Genomic DNA, 26,583 nt, shown 5'->3' on the forward strand with positions numbered 1-26,583 from the left:
AGTGCCAGGGGGAAAGTTGTACGAGTCGGATTTCGAGGAAACAACAATAGAGCGACTTCAGAAGCAGGGATACCAGTACATCCCGGCAAGTCAACTGCAAATTAGGACCGATCTGTCCCAGGTTGTTCTTTGGGATCGACTGGAGATGTTTCTTCGGCATCGTTACCCCCAACTCCCGACCAATGCAATTCAAGCCCTGACTAACCTCTTCACTGACCCTCAGGGGACCACCTGGCAACTCCGGAATCAGCGCTTTCACGAGATGATGGTCAAAGGTGTCGATTTCGGCTACGAGGTGGGCGGCGAGACAAAGTACATCCATGCGTATCCGATTGACTGGGACAACGTAGATTCCAATGACTTTGTTGTCGTGAACCAACTCGACATCGTCGGGAAGATGGCCCGCCGACCTGACATCCTCATCTACATCAACGGGCTGCCATTGGTCGTCTTCGAGTTGAAAAGCCCGTTCAAGGAAAACGCCACCGTCGAGGATGCGTACACCCAGATCACGAACTATACCTACGACATCACTCAACTGTTCAATTACAACACGTTTGCCGTGATCGCGGATGGGGCTCAAACATTGCATGGCATGCCGGGAGCCCCGATAGATTATTTCACGGCGTGGAAATCCATCGACGGCCGGACGGTGGACAACAACATCGCGAACTCGATGCGGACTCTGGTTGAGGGACTATTCCCGAAGGAACGGCTTCTTGAGTACATCCGGGACTTCATCGTTTTCATGGACGATGGCAAACAAACCATCAAGATTGGCGCCAAGTACCACCAGTACTTCGGTGTCCTATTTGCAGTTGAACAGGCAATTCGTGCCACGAGACCGGAAGGGGACCGGCGAATCGGGGTCATTTGGCACACACAGGGGTCAGGCAAGTCCATTTCCATGCTGTTTTTCTCGGCCATTCTGAGCCGACATCCTGACCTCAACAATCCAACGATTGTGGTCCAGGTTGACCGGAATGACCTGGATGAACAACTCTACAAGACGTTTGTGGCTGGCTTCTCGCTCGTCGGGCATGTCAAAAGAGCCGATTCAGCCGACGACCTGCGCGATCTGTTGAAGAACGAGGCCGGACAGATTGTGTTCTCGACGATTGAGAAGTTCCGACTCAAGGACTCTGAAGCGGAACATCCGGTGTTATCTGAACGCCGGAATGTTATCGTTATCGCGGATGAGGCACACAGGACACAGTATGGTAACGAGCAGGGTGGCGGATTTGCCGTAAACCTGCGTCGGGCTTTACCAAACGCTTCCTTCATTGGCTTTACGGGAACGCCAATTTCCTTCGCTGGTCGGGATACCGAGGAGTTATTCGGCAATGTCATCCATACCTACGATATGTTGCAGGCCGTTGAGGACAAGGCGACTGTACCGATCTACTACGAATCACGGCTTATCCCCCTAGATGTGAACAATGAGGATATTGACGAGGACTTTAAGGGGATCATTGCCGAAGCGGATTCAGGGGACGAGTTGGATCAATACAAGGCGAAATGGGCTGCGCTCGAAAAGGTTGTTGGTACAAAACATAGGTTGGAGACGTTGGCTAAGGACATTCTTAGGCACTTCTCAGAGAAGGCGTCATCAAAAGAGAAAGCCATGGTCGTCTGCATGAGCCGACAGATTTGCGTGGATTTGTACGACGAACTGCGAAAGCTGCCGGGGTGCCCGTACATCGAGGTCATCTTTACCGGCGACGTCTCGAAGGATCCAAAGGGATGGCGTGAAGTACAGCCCGGAAGTAAGTATGCACACATCAAGTCCAACGATGAGCGGGAAGAGGTCAAGGCCAAACTCAAGGATCCGGAAGATCCCCTTAAGATGGTCATTGTCCGCGACATGTGGCTCACGGGATTTGATGCGCCGCCAGTATCTATCCTGTATGTTGACAAGCCGATGAAAGGGCACAACCTCATGCAGGCGATTGCCCGTGTCAACCGTGTGTTTCCGGATAAGACGGGCGGCATCGTAGTAGATTACATCGGGATTGCAACGGCTTTGAAAGAAGCCACACAGCGGTACACAAGTGGCGGCGGGCGTGGCGAGCCGACGTACGACATCGAGCAGGCCGTTGAGGTGTTTTACACCTACCTTCAAGAGGTCCGTGCGTTCCTTCCCGGGGACATAGATACGATTGGCTGGCGCGTATTACCGAAGGTAGATCGTGAGGACTGGCTTGCCGAGCGGATCAACGAGTTGATGGGAGACAAGGCAGAGCCCTTTATACTGGCTCAGAAGAAACTGGCCAAGGCGCACCTCCTGGTTCGACACCTGGACGAGGTGATTGAGCGGGCCAACGAGATTCTGCTTTACGATATTCTCGCAACTCAATTGAAGAAGTTGCAAGGACCAGGTCAAGGTGGACGCGGTTCAACAACACAAGGGGATTTGGAGAAACAGATTACTCAGTTGGTGCATGAGAGTGTGGAGGCGAATGAGCCGCTCGATCTATTCAAAGTGGCAGGGTTGGAGCGTCCTGACCTCAGCATCCTTGATGAGGCGTTCCTTGCTGATTTGCAGGAGAAGAAGCATGTGGACCTCCGGCTGAAACTGCTCCAGAAGTTGCTGGAGGATCGGATTGTGGTCATCTTCCGACAGAACAAGGCCGTATCTAAGTCGTTGCTCGAGTTATTGGAAAAGACGATTGCCGAGTATCACGGTAACGTGATTCAGGCCGCCGATGTCATTCGTGCGATGATCGAGATCAAGAAAAAGGCGGATGAAGAGGTCAAAAAGCGTTCGGACTTGGGACTGTCCGAAGAGGAAGCGGCGTTCTACGACATCATTCAAGCGCGTGGGATGGAGGCGTTTGATAACAAATTCATTGCTGACCTTGTGCACAAGATCGTGAATGCGATGAAGACCAAGTTCCAGCCCGACTGGACCTCGCCCCACAGGCAGGAAATCTTCTCCTCAGTTCAAACCGCTGTGAAGCACGTGCTGATGAGGGAGAAGATCAAGGGGGACCAGTTGCGGTTTTTGACCGAAGCCATTGTTGAGCAGGCCAAGGAGCAATACAAGAACTGGCCGTTGGATGCATAACAGAGGGCCCGATCCGGGCCCTCATCACTTTAAACGTAAACGTTCCTCTCACCCGATGACGTTATCTTGCACTTTAGTCGCCCATCTGATTTGGCAACATTGTTCTGCCAGTTGAGTGGCCGGAGGTTACTCACTGCGTCACTACCGCCATGGGCCACGGAAGTAATGTGGTCAATCTCCCAGCCGTATACCGAGTTTCGATCTCCATACTCAGTTCGACGCATCCAAGCCCCGCACTGGTCCTTTCTGTACTTAGTGGCATCGTAACCTCTTACAATTGTTCCTTTTTCCCAGACCTTCTGAATTACCTCAGCACTAAAAGCCATTTCATTCATCTCCGTGTCCGATAGTCACACGGAAGGAAATCCGAGTTTCCAGGAATCTAATCTGGAAGTTTGAAGGGTTCCATGTTATCCTGATTATGACTCGGAGGATAAGAGTGGTTGTGGTAGACCCGTCTTATTCTTTCCGTATGCGTTTTATTTGGCGAAAAGTACTATTCAGAGCGGGCATAGTGTTTGCGGCACTATGCTCGTTCGCATTTCTTTGACAGTCCCACGCCCTCACTCCCCTCATTGAACTTCATCCTCTTCTTCTGAATCCATATCGGCTTTGTTTAAGTCAACAACTAGCACGGAGGACTCGTCGTCCCAATATGCCGGGATTCGTACGGATTTGTCGAGTTGCAGATCACAGTACCGAGCAATGAATTTGATGAAATCTTTCGAGTTTACCCTGATGTAGTCATTCCGTTTCCTTTCGGAAAAGAGCATTGAATCGGGTTCATCCGTTTGCACCGGCTGCACAACAATGAAATTACGGTCGCGAACGTAGCCCACACGAATGTAGGGAGGATCCTTCAGTTCACTAATTGCCGCCTTGTTGAAGGTAAGTCCGTATGAAGCGATTGTCACAATTGGGGTTCCTACACTTGGATTATACCAATCTATGTTCATGGGCATATCCTCCTACGTTTCCTATTATATTCTATTGACAATCTCCTTGCAACAAGGTTGTCTCGATTTTGTCATTCTGTGTTTCGATTTTGTTGCGTATTTTGAACCGTTTGGATCGCTCTGTGTGCCATCTGGATCGGCTCGCGGTTTGTCCAATTAGCGTTCTACCAAGTGAAAATATCGCTTTTGCGCCCTTTGTGCATAATCGTCCTGGGTGTGATTTCGCTCAACTAACCGTACGTGGTTTATCGCTTTGTGTTTGCGTTGATATATTCATTGCGTTCGTATATCTTACGCTGGGATCTACTATTTCATCTATGAGACGTTTAAGTGACGTTGGCAGTGGCCGCCTCAAACTTGGGGCGGTATCTTACTGCATTTCTGGACCATTGGCGTTTGGCCCCGGTTGCTGTGGTTGTCGCGATTGCTGCTGTGATGTTTCGATTGTACGAACGAGCAGGTATGCAAGAGGTACTGGATTGTTGATCCGGTTCACCGGACCGTAGAGGTGTATCGGTTGAGTGAGAAAGGTGGGTTTGAGTTGGCTGAAGTAGTTGGCGCACAAGACCTTATTTGGACTTTATGCGATTTCGAGATTGAACTTCGAAGGGCGTTTGGGTCAAGATGATGCTCGATAATGCCGGCTGCGCGATCTGAAAGCGGCGCAGTCGGTGCCAGGTTACAGACGTTCGTTATCGCGGAACCGGTATTCTCCCTCCAATTCCTGATCATTGGTGAGTACGGGAACGCGCGCAGCATCCCAAATGGCTTCAACACTGTTTACCCCAAAATCGGGGCGGTCACAGACATGCTCGTACCCTTGATCCAACAGGTATCTGATCTGGCGGAGCAAATTACGGTCGATTGCTACTTTTGCCTTTCCATCCCACTCCGGGTCACATGCCTCCTGTACAACGACGGCTACCTCATTGACATAGTCCTCTGACTTCTCATCATCGAACTCGATGGCGACATTCACTCCTTGAATCAATGCGCCTGGCCGAGGTCAACCCACCCGTACTCATCATTGTTCCATCCCCTCACCAAGTTCTCATTTCGGAAGGGATAGAATGCCAGACCCGGAACCACACTACTTTGTCTACACATTGTGTGAAACCTCCCTTGACATTTGATCAGGGTGCTTCTTAACAAAACCCCACCCTATGTTGCTTATTCATATTGTATCGCCCTTATCTCAATCTTTCAACCAAAATAATGAATATATGTGATATTTTGCTATCTTATGCAAACAACTGAAATGGTTTCCCTGTTCTTTGCGGAAGACAAGGTGGATAGGCGCGTCGCCACAGAATTGTTCCCTGTCTTTAGTTCCCTTGAAGGAGTGGACGGAAATAGGAGGTTTCGGCTCCTTGTGGTCAGCCGCAGTAAGGTCAACGAAGTGAACAAAGTGGGCTAGGGGGAATGAATCCGAAATAATGGATGCCTCGAATGGCACCCACTTGTCAGCAGTCAGTGTTGAAGCAGTAGGGACTCCTTTGTGTACTCCAGTAGACCCGGAATTTCCGCAAAGGGGTCATTGCGATCCATGATCGTGAGCTTACCGCACCGGGAACAGAGGTAGACGAGGGCAATCGCACCGGGGTTTCCGTCGTAGTACTGGCCCTGTAGGTCCTCAGCACGCGCTGGCATGTAGAAGGTGTACCTCTGGAACAACGCCGTTGGTTTCAACCCGTACAGGCGCCCCCAGACCAACATTGGCATGTACGTGCCCTTCTTCGCCTTCGTCTCCAACACGTGCAGGTGTGAATTGGGCCACAATTCCGCCGGAATCAGCGAGTCATGGTGGCACTTTGCGCAGGCGCCTTCATTATCGAGTGAGTGGCCTGTCAGTAGGGGTGAGAACTTCGCCTGTGACGATTGTCCTGTCTGCCTCGACTTATTCTGCTGACGTTTCGCCTGTTTTGACATCTCAATCGTTCCTTTCTCGTCGGGGAATGATTTGCCTTGTTACACTTTGATCGTAGAACATACGTTCTGGTTGAATCAAGAAAAGTTTCGGGATCCCTCCATCTCTGGATGAGCAATTCAGGTGTTGATGAGGCCCGAGAAAGTTTGATGCGTCCAGACAGGAAGTCGAGAACCGGCCGACGCATTCGCGAGAACAGGGTCCGCAGAAACGAAGACGTGAATGGTTCAATCGGCCCGTGGTCATACCGTCGGCGCTGTTTTCAAATAGGGGGTTCATGGCCTAGCTAGCAGTTGCTGATGATAGAATGGGCTGGCGCAAAGCGACAGAACCGCCCCATGCCCTCTTTTGTTGTCAGTTGCACTGCTGTGTTTGTAGTTGTCTTTGCCGCTCTTTCAAAGGAGGAGTCCAGCAAAGGGGGGAAGGCGAAGAAAAAAACATTTATCACTATTGATTTGCAGTGACCAAAGCCAGGGAAGCCAGTTCGGCAGCGAAGTGGTCCCTGGCGTATTGTGCGGGTTGAGTATTTCCTCATCCTAGCAGGGTAGCGGCAACCTCCTGCGAGATTGGTGAACGTTTGTACGCCCAAGCCGGGACGAACAAGTGGAGTTCATGTATCACATGGATGAGTTCTGGGAATGTTGTAATGCGCCCGGAAAGGAAATCGCAAACTGGTCGACGCATTCTCGCACAAAACAAGCCGCGAAGAAATGGAAAGGCGAATGGAGCAATCAGTCCGCTGTCATATGGCGTGGCGTTATGGCGCAGATAGGCCAGCATGGCCTTGGTAGCAACGGTCTTGCTCGGATCTAAGTTTGCCACTATGCCTCCACGCGAGTAATTATAATGCAGCACCACCGCAAGTGAATTTGGATCCTGGCAATCTGGGGCGGCAATGAGCGCTTTATTGACCCACTGTCGCCAGATTTGTATTGCATGATGTCGATCTGACGCCCAAACTTGCAAGATGTACGATCCGTAACGCTTGCTTCGCTCGTATGTTGGCAATAGAATTGCCTTCTCGGTAATTACTGATTTGCGCCATAAACTCCGACGTTGCACGATGACGTATCTGCGAAGGGGTTGTCCCATGATCTACTCTCCTTCATCTCATCCAAGGATTGGGCGCCTGTTTTCATAGCGGGAAGTCGGGTGCCCTAATATCGGTATCGTGCAGCGTAACATGCCTCAAGCATCTCGGTATGCTGCTGATGCAACAGTTGTGACGCGGTCTAGCGCACTTGCCAGATTTTCAATGCCTATTTCGGTCCGACGCAAGTGTGGTGGGACAATATGTTTGTTTTGACGGATGTCGAAAGGCCTTGTAGAAAGAGCGCTTATTGCGGGCAAGACCCCTCGCTGGCTCGCGCAATAACAGATACACTCATGACACATCTCCCTTACAGTGTCCCTTTGTCATCCCATAATTCACCGTGTCTTGCATTCTGCGACGTGTTCAGTTTAAGAAAGTCGTCATGCCGCTTTTTGACGAGAGGTGGGAGGGTGTTGACAAGCTCTTGGGTAAGTAGCGGCATACTTTTACGCACCACGAAGCGGTTTGAGGGTTCTTCATTGGGGCGGGATGTGTTTTCCACGAAGAAGTGTCGGATAAACCCATAATGCTCCAGTGTCTTTATCCAAGAGAAGAGTTCTTTATCTGAACATCGCAGCACGGCCAATAAGTACTGCGTGGAAAGGGTAGCAAAATGTCCACCTTTCGCAGCGGAGGATACTGTGACGAACAAACTACTTGTCCCTATGCCAAGGATCGGGCCCCAGAAATCCATGAAGTAGTTTTCAATGAATAGTTTGCCGTCTCGATACAGTGGCACGTAAGTCGCCTCCAAGTTGACTCTTCTAACATTGATCCCCTAGTAAAATAATAGACGCAGCGAGGAGAAAAATCAAGAAATTTCCTAAGATAGTATATGTTGTTACGTTATGTTGCGATTATTCCGAAGTTCATGTAGGCATAAAAAGTGAAACGGTAAGCTGAATTATATGAACCGATTCTACGTCTTGGCGGGCTTTTAGGCGGTGCAGAGGTTATCCTACCGACTTCTTACGAGGCCATGCATCAAAAGTATACGGCGGCGTATACGGGTACATCCTTTGCAATGCCCCCAGTGTCTCCATAATGCTAGACCTAAGGAGCGTGTGCTCATACCAGGGAGAGTCCGTCCGTTTCGGTAGCAACTATACTTGCTGATGCCGGCCATTGCCAATTGTGCCGATATGGCCCGGGATGGCCGGGCATGGTGTCGGGGGAGGGGCACATGTCACGTTGCGTTTCCTGCCTTTGGGAACAGTTTACGGGGGCGGCCTGCTTCCCTAGGCAGAGGTGACAACCATCCCAATCTGTTGCGGTGTTCGGCATTGTCTGTACCCAAGCACTTGTACTCCTGCTCTTCCCCCAGCAAGGGGGAGCCGAAGGAGGAAGTGAAAAAATTTTCACTTGAGATATGCAGTAGGGCAAGCCCCAGGGAAATGCTGATGTGGAGGCATGCAGTTCGCCCCTCAAAAGAATTCGTTGGATAGCACTTCAGGCGGGAGTTGATCAAGTGACAGAATTCCGTTTGCTGGCGGGACAGGGTCTTGCGCGATAATGCCGGTTGTGGAACAGACGTTCACACAGCCGGGCCGATTGTTAGTGCCCAAATGCCTCTGCCGCTCTGATGACTCCGTGCCACTTCTTGTAGTGTCGCTTAGAGCCCCCGAGGATCAGCTTCAATTCTGGCCTAAAGGATTTCGCAAGCAACCACTCGCAAACGTTGTGTTGACAAGCCATGGTCTTGAGCAGCGTTATCGGTGGTTCGGTCGCATCCATTTCTGAGAACGAAACGTTGACGCGGATCATTTGGGGCTTGCCGGACGACTTGTCCAGATGCCCTTTACCCTGTTCATCACGAACGACTTTGTGACGTGTTCCTGGCTTCAAAGAGATGACGCCCTCATCAACCAACTCGTCCCGATATTTCAGGACAACATTTGGGGACATTCCCGTTACATCTTGCAGGTATTTCACAGCGAGCGGCGCGTGCCCATCATCAGATGCTGTTCCGGCTTTCTTTGCAAACTCTCCTTGCAGGAAAATCGCCAACAACAGGCGTAATTTCGGCAGATTGATTGTGTCCTTGTGTTTTGCGTATCTGACGAGGTGACGAATCTGCGCAGGGTGGACGTCTATGGTGAGTCCTGAAGGCGGGCGAGACCAGAAACGCTCAATCATCTTTCGTGTTTCGACAATGTGTTTCTCCATTGGCATCTCAATGTGATCACGGCACTTTGGGTAGAGGACGTTCTCAATCCACGGAATCACGATGGCGATGGCTTCATCCTTGCGATAGTACCGCCGCATGAGCTTCACAAGAAGGAAGGTTGTGTCGTTGCGCTTTTTCCCTGGGAGGAGCCCATTTTCCAGGATGCTCTCGATGATGTGCCGGTCTACCTCAGACGTGGTGTCTAGCGTGTCACAATCTAAAACGATAGAAGCCAACTCGGCCCGTATTTCCTCAACTTGTTGCTTCAATGTTTGGGCCGATGTGTTGTTTCGCGACGTGGACTGACGCTGTGCTTTCTCCAGCGATTTCTGATTTTGGTTTAATTGTTGTGCGAGTGCGGCTGCGCGGGCTTGCTTCTCCGCTTCTTTAACTGCGCGGCGACGTGCTTCTGCCTGCCATTCATTAGAATAGTATCGAACAATCGCACAGTCATTGTCGAATGGGATCGCCAGAAAGTACTCGTAGGGATCTGCGGCCTCAACAAGATCGCCGTCCTCTTCCACCACGTAGCCCGCCAACGCGCCAGTTTTGGGATGAATGGCGAGGGGCAGTTTTGCGGGCCTGCCAGCTCCGGCTTCAGGACGGGCTTCAATGTCCGGTTTAGAATTGGGGTTCTTTTGCTTCTCACGCTCTACAACATCTTGAATGATGGTCTCAACACCGCACATCTTCATGATGTACTGGTGAAAGTGGTGAAAATCAGCGCTGGTGACCCCTGGTGATCGGAAAAACAACTCCACGTGGAAGCCCTTGCCGCCGCTGAAACTAATGTGCGAGGAAAGGCCAACGCGTGAACATTCGTTCTGAATTGCCATTGCCGCCTGTTTGGCTACGCCAAAATCGGGGATGTCGATGTCGAACATAGCCCAGCGAATGTTGGTTGCTCCGATGGTGTAGGGGTCATGATAGAGAACGGCGACGGCAAACCTGCCCCCGTACGTGAGATGTTGTTCCAAAACCCACGTGGTCAGGTTTATCGTACCAGGCACGTAGTTCGCTTTTTTTGGATGATAGAACGTCACGGGCTTGCCCTTTTTGTTCTTCAGCATGCGGACGTACTGCCCCTTGTATGGAGTCATCAACAGGAACTTGCTCGCGATCATCAAACGCAGGTTGTCGTCGCGCTTGATTCGTTCCAAGTGTCTCTGTGGATTGCTGTACGTCGGGTATTTGTTGAGGTGGTACTTTCCGTCATGTGGTTCAGACATTGGAGCAATGGATCGGGACACACCAGTGTCCACTTCGGGGCTGAGAACTGTGGATGACAAGCGGGGTCACTCTCCTCTGTGGGGGTAAATTGGCCTGCGGCCATAAGGGGAGGGAAGCCGGTGAACTGGAGTGACCAAGGAGAGAGGTGGGCCACTGAAGTCCATTTACGGTACCCTGATAAAACGAGGGGATAACTTGAACAGGGATACGAAAGAACACCTTGTCGGGCTGGAAAGGGAAGAATAGGGAACAGACAAAGTGTTTGAGTGGCTCGTGGTTAAGGCGTGAAACGGCTCTTTGAGGTAGACGAATTACGAGGAAGACGGAGGGTTATGCCTTCGGGATCACGCGGACAAAGGTGCCATTCCAACACTTCGTGCACCATATTGCCCGGTGGCCAATTTCTCGGGAGCGTAAAACAAAGATGGAATTGTTACAGTTGGGGTTCGAGCAAACGTGAGTGGGGCTTGGGCGACGGGAATTTCCTGCGGTTCTTCGACTTTTATTCCGCTTACGATGTTTTGGTCTGAGGACATATGCTGGCCTCCTTGGCTAAATGAAACATCAAAATGGTCAGTAGGTGATCGTGCTGCGAGAGGAATGGATCGACATTGAACGTGTAGCGAGTTCGGAGTGAAGGCGAAACGAATTAGTAGAACGTTGGTAGCTGTAATGCTGAAAGTGCGTGTTTCGAAGCATTTCAAGGATATGAGAGGAACTTCCTGTTTTGAGTTTATCATGCCAAGGTTAAAGCAGTCCAATGAAATGAAGGGGAATTTGGACAAAATTTGCGCAGATGGTTTGAGATAAAACGGCTACAATTAGTATAGAATTTACCACAATGGCAGGACGTAGCTTTCCAGGAGTTTCATTTTAGTGGATTTGTTGGACAACGATGTGATACGATTTATTCACCTAATCCTTCTCGTGAATGACTGCGCAAGATACATCCTCTGTACTGAGTTTCTACGAGTTCCAGAAGTTCTAACTGTACCATGAACCTTACTTCTGCACACATGTGTCTCCGAAGTCGCCGTGTTATGGGCCGTGCGCCCAATTGAAATCCACGGAGGCGAATAGTGCATTGGAGTTCATGGGCCTTGATCTGAGTTACTGGAGTACAGGATACACGGTCATTAGCGTGGAACCTCGTACCGATGATTGCACCGGATTGGTCGTTCCGGTATTCCAATTGCGTGAAGCAGGCGTAATTACACCTAAAGGTCGGAATGAATTTTCTTACATTGAGCAATCGATCCGTCAAGTTGCGGCCAAATACCCCTCATTAAGCAAAGTCGTCCCCAAAGAAACGCTGATCGCAACTGATCCGGAAATCACTAAGGTACTCCGCAAAGTTCACAAAGCCGCGTGGGAGGCCCTGCCTGGCTTTGACTTGCGGAACGTAAACCCCTCAACGGTAAAGAAATTGGTTGGCGGGCACGGAAGAGCCAACAAGGACGAAGTAGCCATCGGTGTTCGTCGCATGTGCAACTTGCCGGATCATTACCAGTTTGTTACCAACGACTCATCCGACGCGGCGGGGATCTGTCTCGCTTTCCTGATGGAGAATTACTATCCGGCAGAAATCCCTCTGCCTTTCGCTAAGTGAATCGGTCCCACCACTCTCCCAGTACGGAGGGAGAGTTATAGGCGTAGTCATACGTACTAAAAGAGCGAATGTTTGTTTTCCGCGATTCCCTTTTTCACCACTACTTGATACAATTGATTTCGATGTCATCGGACGAGCAGATGACTGAACACCAAGGCACACTAGTGGTTCGTGCAGACGCTTTGAGGAACGAGGCCATGAGAAGAATCTATCCAGGGTCTCAGAACAACCACAATTTCCATTGAAGTCAATCACGGTGCACGATTTCGGGTGAATGTGTTGGACGAGGAAAGTGGCGGGAATAGGTTGATCAGTGTTTTGCCATAGCCAAGCGGCAAGGCAATCACTTCCATTTCTGGTCTGCAAAACCTCGATTCGCCAGTTCGAATCTGGCTGGCGCCTCCATAGAAATCCTTGTATGACGCGGCTTCCCGGTTCGTTGGGAGCCGCTTCATCTATGTTCTTCTACCATTCATTCGCGCCCATTCGCACCTGTAAATGAATGTTATTTCCATGGTACTTAACAGTGGGGCTATCGCGGTAGGGCAGCGCCGAAGCTTCCTCGGATGATACATCGTTCGGCAAGTCGTGTGGTGATTGTTACTGCAGTCACAAATTTAAACAATGTCCATCATATGTTATGAATAGAATGACACCGAAGCGAGGACTGGATTCTTTATGATATATTGTTGAAATCAGCAAGATTGGAATCCATAGTTGGGTGTCATCAATGTCAGATAAACACAAAATCGTTTCGAGCTTGTTTCTGGTTATATCGTCTTTGTTCATCGGGTGGCTGTATGCCAAACTGGTCTCGAATGTGGATTTTGCGGCAAGTGTCGCTGTCTTACTATTATCCGGACTTCTGTATACATTTCTGTCCTCCATGGCCTCCTTTTTGCTCATGGTCATTGAAATTTTTGCGGTCGGAGTCCTCGCCGTCTTTTTTACGTGGTTTCGCCATGTGAGTATGATCGATCAGTGGCGCTGGATAGAAGTCCACGGTCTTTTTTCGTTGTTAAGCGTGCTTGTTTGGTTCATGGTTTTCTCCATCATGTAGCCGCTCACGCTGCTTGGCGGAGGATGAGCGGTTTTTTGTTGCTTTGAACGACAGAGGGTTTTCTCGTTGATTGTCGTATGACGATCCATATCATACCGACAATCATCGACAGGAGGCGTAAAAGAAGAGAGACCTGTAAGGTTTGGCGGCCCCGGTCTCTCCTTCTGCAAGGTCACGGTTTTCCCGTGCCTATATTGGATTATGTCTCTATCATATTCGATTCCCTTCGCAAACGTCGAGTCCTATTTGCGATTTTGTGAGGATCCTGACCCTGATTTATTGCGTCCACCGTCATGCGGATATTGCGGGTGTCCGATCCTGCATGGTCATGGCAGCTATGCCCGGAACGTGTGGGCAGAGGAGAAGTTTTGGCGCATTCGGGTGTTTCGGTTCCGGTGTGCAAATCCGGATTGCAAGCGGACATGCAGTGTATTGCCGAGCTTCGTCGGTCGTTATGAGCGATTTGTCTGGGATGTTCAAGAACTCGTCTGTACGCATGCGGATGGCGAGCAGTCCCTGGAGGAAGCAGCTAAGGCCCTTCCTGCCCCGATTGGTCCGCTGTGCGCTCGCACGGTGTGGCGGTGGATGAAGCGCTGGCAGGGGTATATGGACAAGCTTGACAGCCAGTTCTGGGAGCATGTGATCTCACTTCACCCTACCATCCGTATGCCACGGGGACGGGAGCGGCCAACCCACCGCCTGCGATACTGGCGGCAGATTTGGATGGAACTTTCGCCAAGCAAAGTGAACATTGGTCTCTTTCACGGCCTGTACCGGCTCCGCCAGTCAAAGTCGGCCAGCATGGTATAGCTAATCCCACAATTTATGTCTATGGAGCAGCCAGACACTCCCGTCCGAGAATAGGCTTGTACCGATTCTCGGGGGAGGAGATGGCGTCATGGACCGAAAGAAGTTGGCCAAGGAGATTGCGGCGTTTCGATACGGGACGATTGCGCCCATTGTGAGCAGACAAACGCCGCTGTCTCCAGGGGAATTGCGTATCTATTTTGAGCGGATGGTACAACAATCCTACGTGATTCCCGGCACCACTAGAACGACGCTCAGCGTGCGGACCTTGGAACGATGGCTGGAAGCGTACCGGAAAGGCGGATATGATGCCCTGATGCCGAAGACCCGCAGCGACAAAGGGCGCCACCAGTTACCAGACGAAGTGATTCAAAAGGCGGTGGCGTTGCGGCGGGAGCGACCCGAGCGCAGCGTGGAGCAGATCATCCTCTTGCTGGAGGCAAGCGGTGTTGTGGAGCCAGGCACAGTGGCACAGAGCACATTGGCCCGCCATTTGCGTCGTTTAGGAGCAAGCCGTAAAGAGTTGCTTCGTTCCAGTGACCGGGGATACCGGCGTTTTGAGGCGGAAGACGTGCATGTCTTGTGGCAGGCGGATTTTAAGCATGCGCTGTACTTGCCTGACCCAAGCAACTCGGAGCGCAAGAAAAAGACGATTCTGTTTGCGATCCTCGATGATTATTCGAGGCTCATTGTCCATGGGCAGTTTTATTGGGATGAGCAGTTGCCACGCCTGGAGGACAGCCTGAAAAAGGCGATTCTGCGATACGGCATTCCAGAACAACTTTATGTGGACAACGGTGCGGTGTTCTCATCCCAGCATTTACAGCGCATCTGCGGAAGACTGGGGATTCACCTTTCCCACAGTAAAGCCTACCGTCCAGCGGGTCGTGGGAAAATTGAACGGATATTCCGTTTCCTCGACACCAGCTTCATTCCAGAGGCCTATGAGCAAGTGGAAGCGGGACATATCCGGACCCTCGGCGAGCTCAATGAGGCGTTCTGGGCCTGGGTGGATGGGTATTACCACCTGCGCAAGCATGGCAGCACAGGAATACCGCCAAAAGAAAGAGCCGCAAGCAGCAACCGGGTTCCCAAGCGGGTTTCAGAGGCGGAACTGACAGAGATTTTCCTTTGGGAGGAAGAGCGTACAGCAGACAAGGCCGCATGTGTCTCCCTGATGGGCAACACCTACGAGGTGGATGCTGACTTGGCCAGGCGGAAGGTGACACTGTGTTATGACCCATTTGATCTCTCGGTGATTCAAGTCTGGTTCGACGACAAGCGATGGCCCGACGCAAAGCCGGTGGACCTGACTCGCCGCTATGATCGCAGGGTTGCCTCGACAGTGAAGAGCGACAAACCAACGACGGAGCACGTGTCCTTCTTCCAGGCAGCGGATAACCGGCGCAAGCAGGCTGCAGTTGAAGAGTCCCCGCTGCGATTCTCAGATACAAAGCGTGGTGAACACAAGTGACGCCGCAGGAGAAATGGGGATTTGAAAAGCTGCCGTTCCGGCGGGACGTGGAAGGACACGAGCTCTACGAGACAGCCGCACACCGGGAGGCCCTGGCCCGGATGGAATGGGTACTTGAGCAAAACGCACTGGGGCTGCTGGCTGGCGAGGTAGGCAGCGGAAAGTCCACGCTCATTCGCCGACTCATTGGCGGACTGGACGAAATGAAATGGCTTCCCGTCTACATTTGCGTACCCGGCCTGCGCCCCAAGGAATTTTACGGAGAACTTCTCTCGCATCTCGGAGAGGCGAATCCCTTCTCTGTGAGCCGTGCGAGGAAGCTTTGGAACGAACGGGTCCAGACTGGAGGGCTTGCCGGCGAAAGACGGTGGGCTGTGGTGATTGATGAGGCGCAGGACATTTCCGATGAGATGTTGCAGGAGCTCAGGTTTGTCCGTAACCAGCGGATGGACGCCATGTCCCTGTTCCCGTTGATTTTGGTTGGCCAGCAGGAACTGCGGCGGAAACTGCGATTGAAGAAGTATGAGGCGATTTCACAGCGGATTGAAATGGTCTACCACTTGACTGGGATGACCAGAGAGGAGACGACTGAATACGTCCGCCACCAGATTCGGTTGACCGGAAGGCAGGCGCCGCTGTTTACAGACAGTGCTTTGCACTTGATTTATGGGGCAAGCCGAGGGATTCCACGGGTAGTGAACCAAATCTGCCTGCAGGCCCTGTACGACGCAGCGGCCAAAGACAGTGACGTCGTGGAAGATGCCAACATCCAGCGAGTGCTGGCGGACCAGGAGTGGCAACGAGGGGTGGCCGGATGACCGGCTGCTCCGCCACGCCTAAAATGATTGACGGCACGACGACCACCACGATGACGGATTGGCGCTACGACTTTCACGCCAATGTCGGTGAGAAATTCACCGCCAAGCAGCGTGAGCGGCTACACCATCAAACAAATCGGAAATCGACTCCAACACCTCACGGAGAAGATTGAGGTGTTGGAGAAAACCATTGGTGGAATGGGGATTCTGACCAGAAACGAATTTTTATATCAAACGGAAATGGTCCTCATTTCAATGTCACGTCGGCAAGAGTCTGGTTATCTGTTAACAATCGAAATTGGGAGTGCCGCTGCGGGAACTTCTTCCGCACTATTCCACACACTGGTCTCCATTTTTCTGAGCTCGGTTCGAGGACACTACGATTTAGTTGGACAAGCTGGCTCAAACACGATTTGGATTCTCTTGCAAAACACCAGCGAAAAAGGACTACAAATCGTCTCTAGGAGAATCCATCAGAAAATCCTTGCGGAGCTGAACGAAACGATTTATGACGTCTTGAACATCGAGGCCCAAATTATCCACCCCGGCGATACGTTGGCCTCTTTAAACCTACAGGAGCAGGGGTGATTCTTTGGCGATTATCTTGTTGGTTATTTCTATTTTGTTTTGGATTCTTCTCTTCTATTATGCGTTATTGGATGTGTTAGGACGCATCTTCCGCGCGTGCGTAGGGGTCGTCAATTGGAAACTCCGTTCGTTGCCCGGAAGTGGGCCGCGCAAACGCTCGAAAGGAAATGTTCGGAAAAGTGAAAGCGCGATCTTTGCAAGGGCTGTGTACATTTGGGAATCGAGCCTATGCTGACGCGCTTGCTCAGCAACCGCTGCTTGCCACCTCGCTGTAGATGTTCAGATCCATCCCGAAGAACGCCAGTATCCGCTCGATCTGCGGGTCGTGTGGCCTCGCCGTCATCCTCTGCCGCCCGTCGCCGCTCTCTATCCATATCGTCGTCATCTCATCGAACATCTCCAGCACCGAGATGCCTGTCGGTCGGAAGCTCTTTCGCTTCCCGGGCAGAATCAACGGCTCCGTCTCCTTCGCCATCTGTTCGCGCAGGATGTACTCAAACGCGCTGTACATCAGCAACGACATCAGCATCACGTAACCGAATGCCTTCACCCGGCTGGGCTTCTGCAGGAACACCGGCCCCACGTGGTAGGGGCTCTTCAGGTACCGGAACCGGTTCTCCACCTCGATTTGGTCCTTATACAACCGCAGTACTCGTTCATCCGCAACCCGTTGGTCATCCCGGATGTCCGTAATCAGGACGAACGTGCTCTCGCGTTCACGCCACAACTGAAGCGTCTGTTCGTCGGGCGAAGCAATCTTCACATTCAAGCGATACACAGTGCGCACTCCAGGCGCTGACTCATCCTTGCGAGGCCGGCCCCGACGGGCACGTTTCTCTTGTATCTGCTCTGTGTCGACTGTGATCTGTAGCCGGTGCAGCGCCTTACGGTGTTGGTGAACCAACGCTTTTGCCGCAGCCTCGGCATCTTCAGCACAGCTGTAGGTCACCTTCTGTGCCTTCTCGACCGCCTTCTCCAGTGCGGTCTTCTCCCGCTGCAGCACGTCCTCCAGCTTGTGCTCCTTCTGCTTCGCCAGTCCGGTCGAGCGCACGGCAATCAGGCGATACGTCCGTCCATACAACTCCCGGCGAAACGACTGTATCTTGTAGGTCGAGGCGTCATCTGCCGCCGCGATCTGTCCGACATCCCGCCATGCCTTCTCCTTTTCCCACGCAGACCGCTTTAGCTCCTGGCACAACTTGAAGTTCGAGGGCAGCCGGGAAACAAAGTGAATCCCCTCGTCTGCAAGCAACTTCAGGTTCTCTTCGGTGACCACCGCGGAGTCCGCGACATACAGCAGTTCCTTGTCGGTCTGCTCTTCAAGCAGGCCGGCCAATCGCGTGATGTTCTCGTTGTTCCAGGTGTGATCGTCCTGATTGCCCTTGTCCACGTTCGCACACAGCGTCACGCCCCGCAGTGTGCATTGGCCGAAGATGATCTGCTTCAGGTCAGGGCGGTGGTCCTTTGAGTACCCGCGTGCGACGGCAAAGTTGTCCTCACTGGACTCAGGTGCATCGTCTTGCTGTGCGTACTCTCCGTACAGAGACACCGAGGTGGTGTCGGAATGAACGGGCAACAAGTCATCGAAGTGGTCCATCACCTTCAGCTGATTGACGGTCTTCAGTGCGAGCTTCGGATACAGGGCGTCGAGGCCCATGTCGTACAGAATGTCCAGTGCCCGTCCAAGCGCGTCGTCATTGAGGTCGGTCGCGGACACTCCGGCGCCAAGCAAGACTTCGACGTCCCGTTTCTCGTAGAACTCCTGCACCTTGTAGAGAGCCTTGCGGTCAGTGCCGATGTTGATAAGCAAGGCCTTAAGCCTGGTACCGACCGAGAGCCTGTCACCATCGCGGTCGGCCTGCTTATCGATCATCTCCACCCAGCCGAACTGGTCAATGAGCCGAGACCACAGCGCCGAAGCCCCCATCACCAAGGGACGCATGTCAGCAATCAACTGGAAATCCCCCAAACGAAAATTCGATAGGGGACTGATTCGACACTGGGGTGCCAAATCCCTGTACAAAATTATGGACAGCACGAAGGATCACGCGCGGAAAGTCGGTTAGGATTATACTTTCGCTCAAAAAAGATTGTGTACCCGCCGCTGGGATATTATCCCGCCGTTTCAATTCTGATTCCGGCACATAACGAGGAGAAGGTTCTGGAGAAGACACTAGAGGCCATGGTGAAACTCGACTATCCGGGAGACTTGGAGATTCTCGTCTTGAATGATTCATCTACGGACGCGACCGGAGAAATCATACAAGAGTACGCAAGGTTTTATCGACGTGTTCAACATGTGCGAGTTCCGGAAGGGTATCCGAAAGGAAAGGCGAGGGTGCTAAACCATGGATTATCTGTCGCCAGCGGAGAATTGATTGCTGTGTATGACGCCGATAATCAACCGGAACCCAATGCACTGCGTCTCCTCGCAGACGCATGTTTTGGAACGGAAGGGGCCGTTGGAGCCGTTGGTTATGTGAAAACCATCAATGAGCAAAAGAACTGGCTCACTCGAATGATCGCGATTGAGTTTTCGGTTTTCCAACTCTTGATGCAATCAGGACGATGGACGTCGATGAGGTTAGGATCATTAACTGGGACGAATATGTTAGTTACGAAAGAGGCGCTGAAACGAGTCGGCGGTTGGGATGTGTATGCTTTAGCTGAAGATGCGGATTTGACGTTGAAATTAACGGCGATTGGTGGATTGTTGCCAGTCGTACCAGAATCGCGTACTTGGGAACAAGAGCCAGAGAAATTTTCCGTCTGGTTTCGTCAGAGAACGAGGTGGATGCAAGGCAATTTGTACCTAATCGCAAAGATATTCCGGGTGAAAAATTGGAGACGAGGACGCGTGTTAGGGCACTCGATTCAACAGTTAAGTGTCTACATCATGTTTGTATTCTTTCTGCTCGTATCCGATGTTTGGTTCGTACTGGGAGAGTTCGGGCTGGTCCACACTACATTTTCAGTTCCCTTGTTACTCCTTTGGTTCGAGTCGCTGCTGTTTTACATTGTACAGCTGCTCAGTGCGGAAACGATTGATGGTCTCATCAGCGTGAGAAACATTGGAATGGCCGTCCTCATGTACTTTACGTATGCCCAACTTTGGGTGATTCTTTTGATGTGGGCATGGTGGAAGCAGCTGCGTATGCGGCATTCCAAGGCAATGCCCGTGTGGGATAAGACCCGTATTGAACCCCACATTGTCAAGACAGATGGGATGGCTTTTAAGAAAGAGATGATAGATTTACAATTCAGATAAAAACCGTCTCACGCTGCGTTCTGTTGCATTTTCCAGTTTCTGAATTCCGACGGTGACCGATAACCTAGTGCGGAATGAGGTCGGTCCGTGTTGTAAAAGTGAATGTATGACTCGATCGCCGCTTTCGCCTCGGTAAAGCTGCTGTATTCTTGCAGCCAGACCTCCTCCTCCTTCAGCGACCGGAAGAATCGCTCGATGTATCCGTCAGCATCGGGGTTGTTGTAACCCGTCCGCTCGTGGTTGATTTGGCAGGCCTTCATCGCTTGAATGAACCGTCGACTCGTCATCTGGCAGCCATTGTCGGTTCGCAATGTCAAACCGGCACCTTGAACGCCGTTCGGGAAGCGATAGTTCAGTGCCATATCCACAGCCTTCAGCAGGTCCTCTGTACGGCAGAACCGGGAAAACGAGTACCCCACAATCTCCCGGTCATAAGCATCAATCACGGCAAACAGATATCCCCAGCCGTCTTTCCCACACCACACCTTCGTCATGTCGCACTGGAAATGCTCGTTGGACCTGGTGACCGGTATCTTCCCTCGCCGTTTCGCTCGTGAAGCGCCCCGCCTCGGAGTTTTCACCAGCAGCCCCATTTCCTTCATCAACCGGTACACCCGCTTATGGTTCACCCGCAGGTTGTATCGGCGACGCAGCATGACTTGGATTCGCCGGTATCCGTACGTGGGGAATTCTTCGCACAGTTTCCGAATCCACTGTTTGACCAGAGCGTCCTTGTCCACAGAAGGCCGCTTCGGTTTTGGCACAGGCGGCTTCAGCAAACTGTAACAGTACGTCCGGTTCAGCTCCAATGCTTTCGCAATCACTGGGACCCGAAACCCTTCCTTGACGAGCTGAGCAACCAAGGAACGGCTGCTTACTTCCGGCCCCAGTTCGATTTTTTTCGCAACACATCGATTTCCATAGCTTGCTCGCCAATTTTGCTCATGGCTTCCTGCAACTGCTTCTCCAACTCCTGCTCCCGGGTAGAAGGACCTGACTGAAGCCCTGCTCGTCCACCAGTCAGAAACGCGTCACGCCACTTGTAATACAGACTTTGGGCCACACCATGCTGTCGGCAAACCTCGCTGATATTCGCCCCGGGAACCATCCCTTCCAACACAATGTTCATTTTCTCGTCCACAGTCCACTTACGTCCTGGCATGAGTCAAACACCTCACTACGTCTATTTTATCTCACGTCATCTGTCTGGGTTGACTCTGGGGCCAGTATAGACCGTAAGATTTTAAAGCAGGTATGTTGTGTAAAATCCCAATCCTTAGACGGACTCTCCATCTACGTCGGAGAGATGATACCATATATTAACTGATGAAAATCTGCAAAGGAGTCCCGGGTCACTGTCTTCATATATCGCTGTTCCATTGGCACCGGTGGCCAGTTCCCGTTACCAGGGCCAGTAGTTGGCGGCCATTCTTGAACAGACGCCAGATCTCCCGCAGACGCCATATCAACACTCAAAGACTCACCAGACTCTTCGGTATGGTATTCCGCGATGTACCCTTGCGGAATTTCAGGGAACGTCGCTGCGAACTTTAGATGCTGCTGAACAGCGGATTTTGCGCCATCACATCCTTGATATGGACTGCAAATCAGACCGCCCGAGGTTGTGGACGACTTTGACGTACGATTCGACGCGGTGGAGACTTTGGTCACCGGGCCAGCCGGTTTGGTTGACGCGTGACTCAAAGCAAGAATGCCGGCGGCTACCACGATGCCAGCCGCTGCGGCCAAGGCAGTGATGCGTGAGGCTCGATTTTGTTTCCTCCTGGATTCATTCGTCTTTGCGCTTCGCAGGTTTTCGAGGATCTGCTCGTCCATGGTGAACGTGATGGTGTCTTTGAACATCTCGCTGTCCATGTTCCTTTCCATATCAATTCATTCCTTCCATTTGCCTGCCGAAGTGTTCCTGTACGATTTTCCGAGCGCGATGGTACGTGACATTGACTCTCGAAGGACGCCATCCCAGCACAGATGCGGTTTCGGCGGACGAAAGTCCATACATCGCACGAATAAGCGTCTCTTGAACCAAATCCTCGACATCCATTGACCCCGTGAAGTAAACCAGGAAGTTGTACACTTGGTCGTCATGTGCAGCAAACCATTCTTCAATCGACCGACTCCGATCTGATTCAGGCATGCCGTTTCTCACTCCTGTGTAACCAGACGGAACTTTTGCGCGAAGGATTACAACGCACTGGCGTCTGGGCTTTTCGTAGTTTTCAGAGCATGGTAACATGGTACCAGCAGGAAAAATAAGGGGGTTTCGACCATGCGCAGGGGAGGATTCGCTGCAATCGGCCTTGCTGTCGTGGTGGTTGTTGCAGGGACCATCTTCGGACTGTCTGCGTTCCGATCCGGTTCTGCTCCTGACGCTTCAAATGAAACCGTTCGAGTCGCTTTCGCGCAAGAGAGTGTGTCTGAAGAGAAGTTGGCCATGCGCCTCAACAGTGATGTCCACAACACCTATCAGGATATACAAGGGTTTCTGAACGAGCCTCACGACCCAGGCGTTACGACGGTTGAGATGTTGAGCGAAGATTCCGATTCATGGACGCCTATGGGTTCAGATGAACCGTCTGTCCAAAGGAAATTGAGTGCAGATGTATCGAATTTCCTGCGTGACTTGCAGCAGGCGAACATCGCAAAGAAACCGGCATTGGAAATGGACGGTCGTGATCTGAAGGACCTCCTGAAAATCGCATCTGCCCACCATAATGCCGTGGGCGCCCAAGCTTTCGAATATTTTGGGGAGGTTTCGGCAGATTTGTACAATCACTTTTATGCCGATCCAAGCCATCACTACGACCCTGCCCCAAGGTACAATATGGCGCACGTCACAGGGCACGGCTCCGTGGTTGATGCGTTCATTCATTGGTACCTGGGCTGAGGTGCTTAAGCTGACGATTCGGTATATTTTCCATTTGCCTGGGTGTCTGATTATTTGCAGGGGTGCCGCTGAAAAAATGGATGCACCAGCGTCAGTTGTCAAACAACTCCTTGAGCATGCCATCCCGATTGTTCAAGAATTGCTTGGTGATGGCATAGTGCTCGGTGTCTTCGTACCGAATTGGGGATATGGGGGATGTGTCAAAGTTCAGAATGGCTGCTTTGGGGTAGCCCAGCAGGATGGGGGAGTGGGTGGCAATGATGAACTGAGCCTGTCCGCTTTGTTCTTGTTCCCATAGAATGCGCAGGAGTGCCAGCTGCCGGGCGGGCGAGAGAGCGGCCTCAGGCTCGTCCAACAGGTACAACGCTTTACCCCGACTTCTGAATCGGTGCGTAAACAGCGATAGAAAAGACTCCCCATGGGATTGTTGGTGCAGGGATTTTCCGCCGTAGGCGGCGTATCGAGTAGAAAATTCACGCTCCAACTCATCGATATAAGATGCAAAGTTATAAAAGCTTTCGGCACGCAGAAAAAAGCCTTGTGTGACCTTTGGCAGCCATGATAGCCGAATATGGTTGTCCAAGGATGACTCGGTTTCCGCCGTTGAAAACCGGTTGGAACGACCGCCTCCTTCAGGATTGAATCCAGCGCGTTTTGCAATCGCCTCTAACAAGGTCGACTTGCCGGATCCGTTTTCACCCACAAAGAACGTGACAGCACTGTCTATGGAGAGCTCGGACAGACCGTTGAAGGCCGGGAGATTGTAGGGGTAATGTTCGGCCGGATTGGGCCAATCCACAAATCGTATCTGTTTTAGAAACATAGGATCACCAAGCAGTTGAATTTGTGATGCTGTATCTATTTTACAACACAGAAGCTTGTTACACTTTGGCGGGTTGTTGTAAACGAGATAGACGGCAGAGGAGCGCAAAGTATGTATATTCGGGTTTTGGATGAGTCCGACGCTGAGGTGTATCAGGCATTACGATTAAGTGCATTAAAGAACAATCCTGAAGCTTTTGGTTCAACATATGAAAGGGAAGTTGAATTTTCTGTAGAAACAGTAGCGGAACGAGTGAAACCGCTGGACGGAAAATTTACATTGGGCGCGTTTGATGACAGAGAAGTCTTGGTTGGGATGGTCACATGTATGCGTGAAAGCGGTCTGAAGACTGCCCATAAAGGGAATGTTTTCGGGATGTATGTATCTCCTGAAGCGCGCGGGCGTGGATTCGGAAAATCCCTTATACTTGAACTCATCAATAAGGCACGAGATGATGGCTTGGAACAAATCAATTTAACAGTTGTGTCGAGCAACGAGCATGCAAAGAAGCTCTACCAGTCCGTCGGATTTCAAGTGTATGGCGTGGAGCGAAACGCATTGAAATACAATAGGCAGTATTTTGATGAGGACTTAATGGTGCTGTTCTTACAGGACAAGCTGGGACGAACACTCCAAAGGCAGTAAAAGCTTGCATTCGCTGCTGAGCGACGGGGGTAAACCATGATCGACGAAGAAATCGTCATCGGTGCTGACACGAAATTCCCATTGAACGGCATACTCACGATTCCTGAGGAAACGAATGGTTTATTCCCGGCGGTCGTCTTGGTTCACGGCTCTGGTCCGAGCAACAGGGATGAAAGAGTTGGGAATGTCGCGCCGTTCAAAGACCTTGCGGAGGGGCTGTCGGCACGGGGCATTGCAGTGATTCGCTATGACAAGAGAACGTTTGTCTATGGAAAGCAAATGAGAACTGACAGCGGATTGTCTGTAAGAGAAGAGACGATGGAGGACGCGATTCGTGCAGCGAATCTCTTGCGAAGCGACCCACGCATCGACGCCGATAAAATCTTCATTCTCGGTCACAGCATGGGAGGCATGTTGGCCCCACGGATTGATGCTGAGGGCGGGGATTTCGCCGGGATCATCATGATGGCTGGTTCTCCACGAAAACTCGAGGAAATCCTGTTGGATCAAGGCGAGGATGCTTTACACTCGTTAAATCGGGTTTTAAAAATCATCGCGAAGAAATAGATTGCAAAGTTATCCTTACAAGGAATTGTTGTGTGATAAACCCAACGTGACATTCAAGTTGTACCCGAACTTGAACCACATGTTCATGCCGTCCGTTTATGGAGAAATCCTCAAAGCGAAGAAGGAGTACAAGGTTGCACAGCATGTGGAGCCGCAGGTGATCGGCGACATAGCGGATTGGATTTTATCCGTTTGACACTGGGTCAGAGTGGGAGGTTACGAGCCTGATGGTCTGTCCAATTTAAGCCGCCTCAGGGGCATCGCCCCGTCCACGGACAACGAACAGCTCCGACTGCGGGGCCTCTGAGGTGAAAACATGAAAAATGGTCGCATTTTACACCAGCGAGACTTCGTTCTGATGACTGCTGGTACAGGCCTCTCGGCGCTTGGTGACCAGATGGGCTGGATGGCAGTCTTGTGGCTTGTGATGACGCACAGCGAATCGTCTGCGCAGATGGGAGTGGCCGGACTCTGCTACGGGCTTCCGAGTGTCGCGGCCGGGCTGCTCGCCGGCGTGTTGGTGGACCGATTCTCAGCTTTGCGGCTCATGGTGTTGGATAACGTGGGGCAGGGATTGCTGTTTGTTACGATCCCGATGCTGTACCGGATGCACGTGCTCCCGTTTTGGCTTCTGTGCGTCCTTCTGATGTGCGCTGGCACGCTCAGCCCGCTGACGTCGGTCGGGGCCATGACTGTACTGCCCAATCTGGTGCCGAACGAGCTGTTGTCAAAAGCCAACGCCTGGGATGAGGCGTTGTGGCAAGGTGCCTATTTGACCGGACCGCTCATTGGCGGTGCACTCATCGCAGCAACGGGTGCATCCATCGCCATTCTGGTGGACGGTTTGTCCTTCTGGGCCTGTGCCTTGTGTCTCGTTTTCGTGAAGCACGCGCCGGCTGGGGCTCGTTGCGGAGACAACCAGCCGCGCAGCCGAACGAACCGTTTTGTCGATGACATCGTGATCGGCGTAAAGGGGCTGCTTTCGCTGAAAGTCGTCCTGGCGATCACGCTTGTCGCGCTGGCACTCAACTTGGCCTGCGGGCAGCTGGATGTGTCGCTGCCTCTTCTGGTCCACCGTGAGTGGCACCGGGGTGGAGCCACGCTCGGCATTCTTTGGACGGCGTATGGCGTCGGATCGCTCGTCGGCACGACCGTGATGACTTTCATCAAAACGGACGTTTGTAGAGGGCTGTGGATGTCTGCGATGATCGCGGGAATGGGCGGAAGTCTGAGTTTGATCACGCTCGTACGCGGCTTCTGGCTTGCGGTGCTGTTGATGTGGACCGCCGGTCTGTGTTTTGGCCCGTATGCGCCGCTTGCCCGGACGATTGTGCAGGAGCAGGTGTCGGAAGGCCTGCGCGGGCGGGTGTTCGGCATCCGGACCGCGGCCATCGGAGCCGGGGTGCCGCTTGGCTCCCTTCTCGCAGGCGGGATGCTGCGGCGCATGAGTCCGTCAACGTGGATTGGCGTGACGGGTGCGGGCATTCTGTGTGTGGCGGTCGTCATGCTGGCGGTTCACGATATCCGGATTTCCGATGCATCCACTCGGTAACATGATGCCCCATTCCTTCCTCGGGCT

At 52.0% G+C, this 26,583-nt stretch carries 26 protein-coding genes; 13 read left to right on the forward strand and 13 right to left on the reverse strand.

Annotation, left to right across the window (positions count from 1 at the left end; all coding sequences use genetic code 11):
* Nucleotide 1 precedes the first annotated feature (1 nt).
* A complete protein-coding gene (locus tag JI721_RS12095; RefSeq protein ID WP_274455133.1) occupies nucleotides 2–3,067 on the forward strand; it encodes a type I restriction endonuclease subunit R in 3,066 nt (1,021 codons plus the stop codon).
* A 29-nt stretch (nucleotides 3,068–3,096) separates the two neighbouring features.
* Here JI721_RS12095 and JI721_RS17305 read toward each other — a convergent pair whose 3' ends face one another.
* The 7 genes from JI721_RS17305 to JI721_RS12130 all read right to left on the reverse strand — a co-directional run bounded on the left by JI721_RS17305 (nucleotide 3,097) and on the right by JI721_RS12130 (nucleotide 10,499).
* Nucleotides 3,097–3,402 (reverse strand): HNH endonuclease signature motif containing protein, encoded by a 306-nt coding sequence (locus JI721_RS17305; RefSeq protein WP_407654023.1) that lies wholly within the window; start codon nucleotides 3,400–3,402, stop codon nucleotides 3,097–3,099.
* Between the two features lie 237 nt (nucleotides 3,403–3,639).
* Complete coding sequence (locus JI721_RS12100) at nucleotides 3,640–4,023, reverse strand: hypothetical protein (protein ID WP_274455134.1); 384 nt, start codon at nucleotides 4,021–4,023, stop codon at nucleotides 3,640–3,642.
* Nucleotides 4,024–4,702: 679 nt separating this feature from the next.
* On the reverse strand, nucleotides 4,703–5,002 hold the full coding sequence (locus tag JI721_RS12110; RefSeq protein WP_274455136.1) for a hypothetical protein: 300 nt from the start codon (nucleotides 5,000–5,002) through the stop codon (nucleotides 4,703–4,705).
* Between the two features lie 491 nt (nucleotides 5,003–5,493).
* A complete protein-coding gene (locus JI721_RS12115; RefSeq protein WP_274455137.1) occupies nucleotides 5,494–5,745 on the reverse strand; it encodes a hypothetical protein in 252 nt (83 codons plus the stop codon).
* 736 nt (nucleotides 5,746–6,481) lie between these two features.
* Nucleotides 6,482–7,042 carry a hypothetical protein gene (locus tag JI721_RS12120; RefSeq protein ID WP_274455138.1) on the reverse strand — a complete coding sequence of 187 codons (561 nt, stop codon included), beginning with the start codon at nucleotides 7,040–7,042 and terminating at the stop codon, nucleotides 6,482–6,484.
* 308 nt (nucleotides 7,043–7,350) lie between these two features.
* A complete protein-coding gene (locus JI721_RS12125) occupies nucleotides 7,351–7,782 on the reverse strand; it encodes a hypothetical protein (protein WP_274455139.1) in 432 nt (143 codons plus the stop codon).
* An 815-nt stretch (nucleotides 7,783–8,597) separates the two neighbouring features.
* Nucleotides 8,598–10,499, reverse strand: coding sequence for a hypothetical protein (locus JI721_RS12130; RefSeq protein ID WP_274455140.1), 1,902 nt, complete (start codon nucleotides 10,497–10,499; stop codon nucleotides 8,598–8,600).
* A gap of 1,034 nt (nucleotides 10,500–11,533) precedes the next feature.
* On the opposite strand from JI721_RS12130, the gene JI721_RS12135 reads away from it, so the two are divergent.
* The 6 genes from JI721_RS12135 to JI721_RS12160 all read left to right on the forward strand — a co-directional run bounded on the left by JI721_RS12135 (nucleotide 11,534) and on the right by JI721_RS12160 (nucleotide 16,796).
* On the forward strand, nucleotides 11,534–12,049 hold the full coding sequence (locus JI721_RS12135; protein WP_274457835.1) for a crossover junction endodeoxyribonuclease RuvC: 516 nt from the start codon (nucleotides 11,534–11,536) through the stop codon (nucleotides 12,047–12,049).
* Between the two features lie 730 nt (nucleotides 12,050–12,779).
* Entirely contained in the window at nucleotides 12,780–13,109 is a 330-nt protein-coding gene (locus JI721_RS12140; RefSeq protein WP_274455141.1) for a hypothetical protein, read from the forward strand.
* 201 nt (nucleotides 13,110–13,310) lie between these two features.
* Complete coding sequence (locus tag JI721_RS17400) at nucleotides 13,311–13,919, forward strand: DUF6431 domain-containing protein (RefSeq protein ID WP_474367333.1); 609 nt, start codon at nucleotides 13,311–13,313, stop codon at nucleotides 13,917–13,919.
* Nucleotides 13,920–14,007: 88 nt separating this feature from the next.
* Complete coding sequence (locus JI721_RS12150) at nucleotides 14,008–15,390, forward strand: DDE-type integrase/transposase/recombinase (protein WP_006446171.1); 1,383 nt, start codon at nucleotides 14,008–14,010, stop codon at nucleotides 15,388–15,390.
* On the forward strand, nucleotides 15,387–16,208 hold the full coding sequence (locus JI721_RS12155; RefSeq protein WP_006446170.1) for an ExeA family protein: 822 nt from the start codon (nucleotides 15,387–15,389) through the stop codon (nucleotides 16,206–16,208). The genes JI721_RS12150 and JI721_RS12155 overlap by 4 nt, the downstream gene beginning before the upstream one ends.
* A gap of 177 nt (nucleotides 16,209–16,385) precedes the next feature.
* Nucleotides 16,386–16,796, forward strand: a complete 411-nt coding sequence (locus JI721_RS12160) for a nucleotidyl cyclase domain-containing protein (RefSeq protein WP_274455143.1) — start codon at nucleotides 16,386–16,388, stop codon at nucleotides 16,794–16,796.
* Between the two features lie 244 nt (nucleotides 16,797–17,040).
* Here JI721_RS12160 and JI721_RS12165 read toward each other — a convergent pair whose 3' ends face one another.
* On the reverse strand, nucleotides 17,041–18,750 hold the full coding sequence (locus JI721_RS12165; protein ID WP_274455144.1) for an IS1634 family transposase: 1,710 nt from the start codon (nucleotides 18,748–18,750) through the stop codon (nucleotides 17,041–17,043).
* 138 nt (nucleotides 18,751–18,888) lie between these two features.
* On the opposite strand from JI721_RS12165, the gene JI721_RS12170 reads away from it, so the two are divergent.
* The gene (locus JI721_RS12170; RefSeq protein WP_274455145.1) at nucleotides 18,889–20,064 is read left to right on the forward strand and encodes a glycosyltransferase family 2 protein; all 1,176 of its coding nucleotides are present in this window, start codon (nucleotides 18,889–18,891) and stop codon (nucleotides 20,062–20,064) included.
* A gap of 8 nt (nucleotides 20,065–20,072) precedes the next feature.
* Here the strand turns inward: JI721_RS12170 and JI721_RS12175 are convergent, their stop codons facing one another.
* The 4 genes from JI721_RS12175 to JI721_RS12190 all read right to left on the reverse strand — a co-directional run bounded on the left by JI721_RS12175 (nucleotide 20,073) and on the right by JI721_RS12190 (nucleotide 22,219).
* The gene (locus tag JI721_RS12175) at nucleotides 20,073–20,888 is read right to left on the reverse strand and encodes an IS3 family transposase (RefSeq protein WP_274455146.1); all 816 of its coding nucleotides are present in this window, start codon (nucleotides 20,886–20,888) and stop codon (nucleotides 20,073–20,075) included.
* Between the two features lie 50 nt (nucleotides 20,889–20,938).
* On the reverse strand, nucleotides 20,939–21,226 hold the full coding sequence (locus JI721_RS12180) for a transposase (RefSeq protein WP_242215916.1): 288 nt from the start codon (nucleotides 21,224–21,226) through the stop codon (nucleotides 20,939–20,941).
* A 131-nt stretch (nucleotides 21,227–21,357) separates the two neighbouring features.
* On the reverse strand, nucleotides 21,358–21,951 hold the full coding sequence (locus JI721_RS12185) for a hypothetical protein (protein ID WP_274455147.1): 594 nt from the start codon (nucleotides 21,949–21,951) through the stop codon (nucleotides 21,358–21,360).
* Between the two features lies 1 nt (nucleotide 21,952).
* Nucleotides 21,953–22,219, reverse strand: a complete 267-nt coding sequence (locus JI721_RS12190; RefSeq protein WP_274455148.1) for a sigma factor — start codon at nucleotides 22,217–22,219, stop codon at nucleotides 21,953–21,955.
* 132 nt (nucleotides 22,220–22,351) lie between these two features.
* On the opposite strand from JI721_RS12190, the gene JI721_RS12195 reads away from it, so the two are divergent.
* Complete coding sequence (locus JI721_RS12195; protein WP_274455149.1) at nucleotides 22,352–22,969, forward strand: hypothetical protein; 618 nt, start codon at nucleotides 22,352–22,354, stop codon at nucleotides 22,967–22,969.
* Nucleotides 22,970–23,060: 91 nt separating this feature from the next.
* Here the strand turns inward: JI721_RS12195 and JI721_RS12200 are convergent, their stop codons facing one another.
* Nucleotides 23,061–23,792, reverse strand: a complete 732-nt coding sequence (locus JI721_RS12200; RefSeq protein ID WP_274455150.1) for an AAA family ATPase — start codon at nucleotides 23,790–23,792, stop codon at nucleotides 23,061–23,063.
* Nucleotides 23,793–23,903: 111 nt separating this feature from the next.
* Between JI721_RS12200 and JI721_RS12205 the strand changes: the two genes are divergently transcribed.
* From JI721_RS12205 to JI721_RS12220, 4 genes are all read left to right on the forward strand, one after another.
* Entirely contained in the window at nucleotides 23,904–24,437 is a 534-nt protein-coding gene (locus JI721_RS12205; RefSeq protein WP_274455151.1) for a GNAT family N-acetyltransferase, read from the forward strand.
* Nucleotides 24,438–24,473: 36 nt separating this feature from the next.
* On the forward strand, nucleotides 24,474–25,004 hold the full coding sequence (locus tag JI721_RS12210) for an alpha/beta hydrolase family protein (RefSeq protein ID WP_274455152.1): 531 nt from the start codon (nucleotides 24,474–24,476) through the stop codon (nucleotides 25,002–25,004).
* A gap of 46 nt (nucleotides 25,005–25,050) precedes the next feature.
* Entirely contained in the window at nucleotides 25,051–25,200 is a 150-nt protein-coding gene (locus tag JI721_RS12215; RefSeq protein ID WP_274455153.1) for a hypothetical protein, read from the forward strand.
* Nucleotides 25,201–25,320: 120 nt separating this feature from the next.
* The gene (locus JI721_RS12220; RefSeq protein ID WP_274455154.1) at nucleotides 25,321–26,556 is read left to right on the forward strand and encodes an MFS transporter; all 1,236 of its coding nucleotides are present in this window, start codon (nucleotides 25,321–25,323) and stop codon (nucleotides 26,554–26,556) included.
* Nucleotides 26,557–26,583: the final 27 nt, after the last annotated feature.

This window comes from Alicyclobacillus cycloheptanicus (assembly GCF_028751525.1).
Taxonomy (GTDB): Bacteria; Bacillota; Bacilli; order Alicyclobacillales; family Alicyclobacillaceae; genus Alicyclobacillus_L; species Alicyclobacillus_L cycloheptanicus.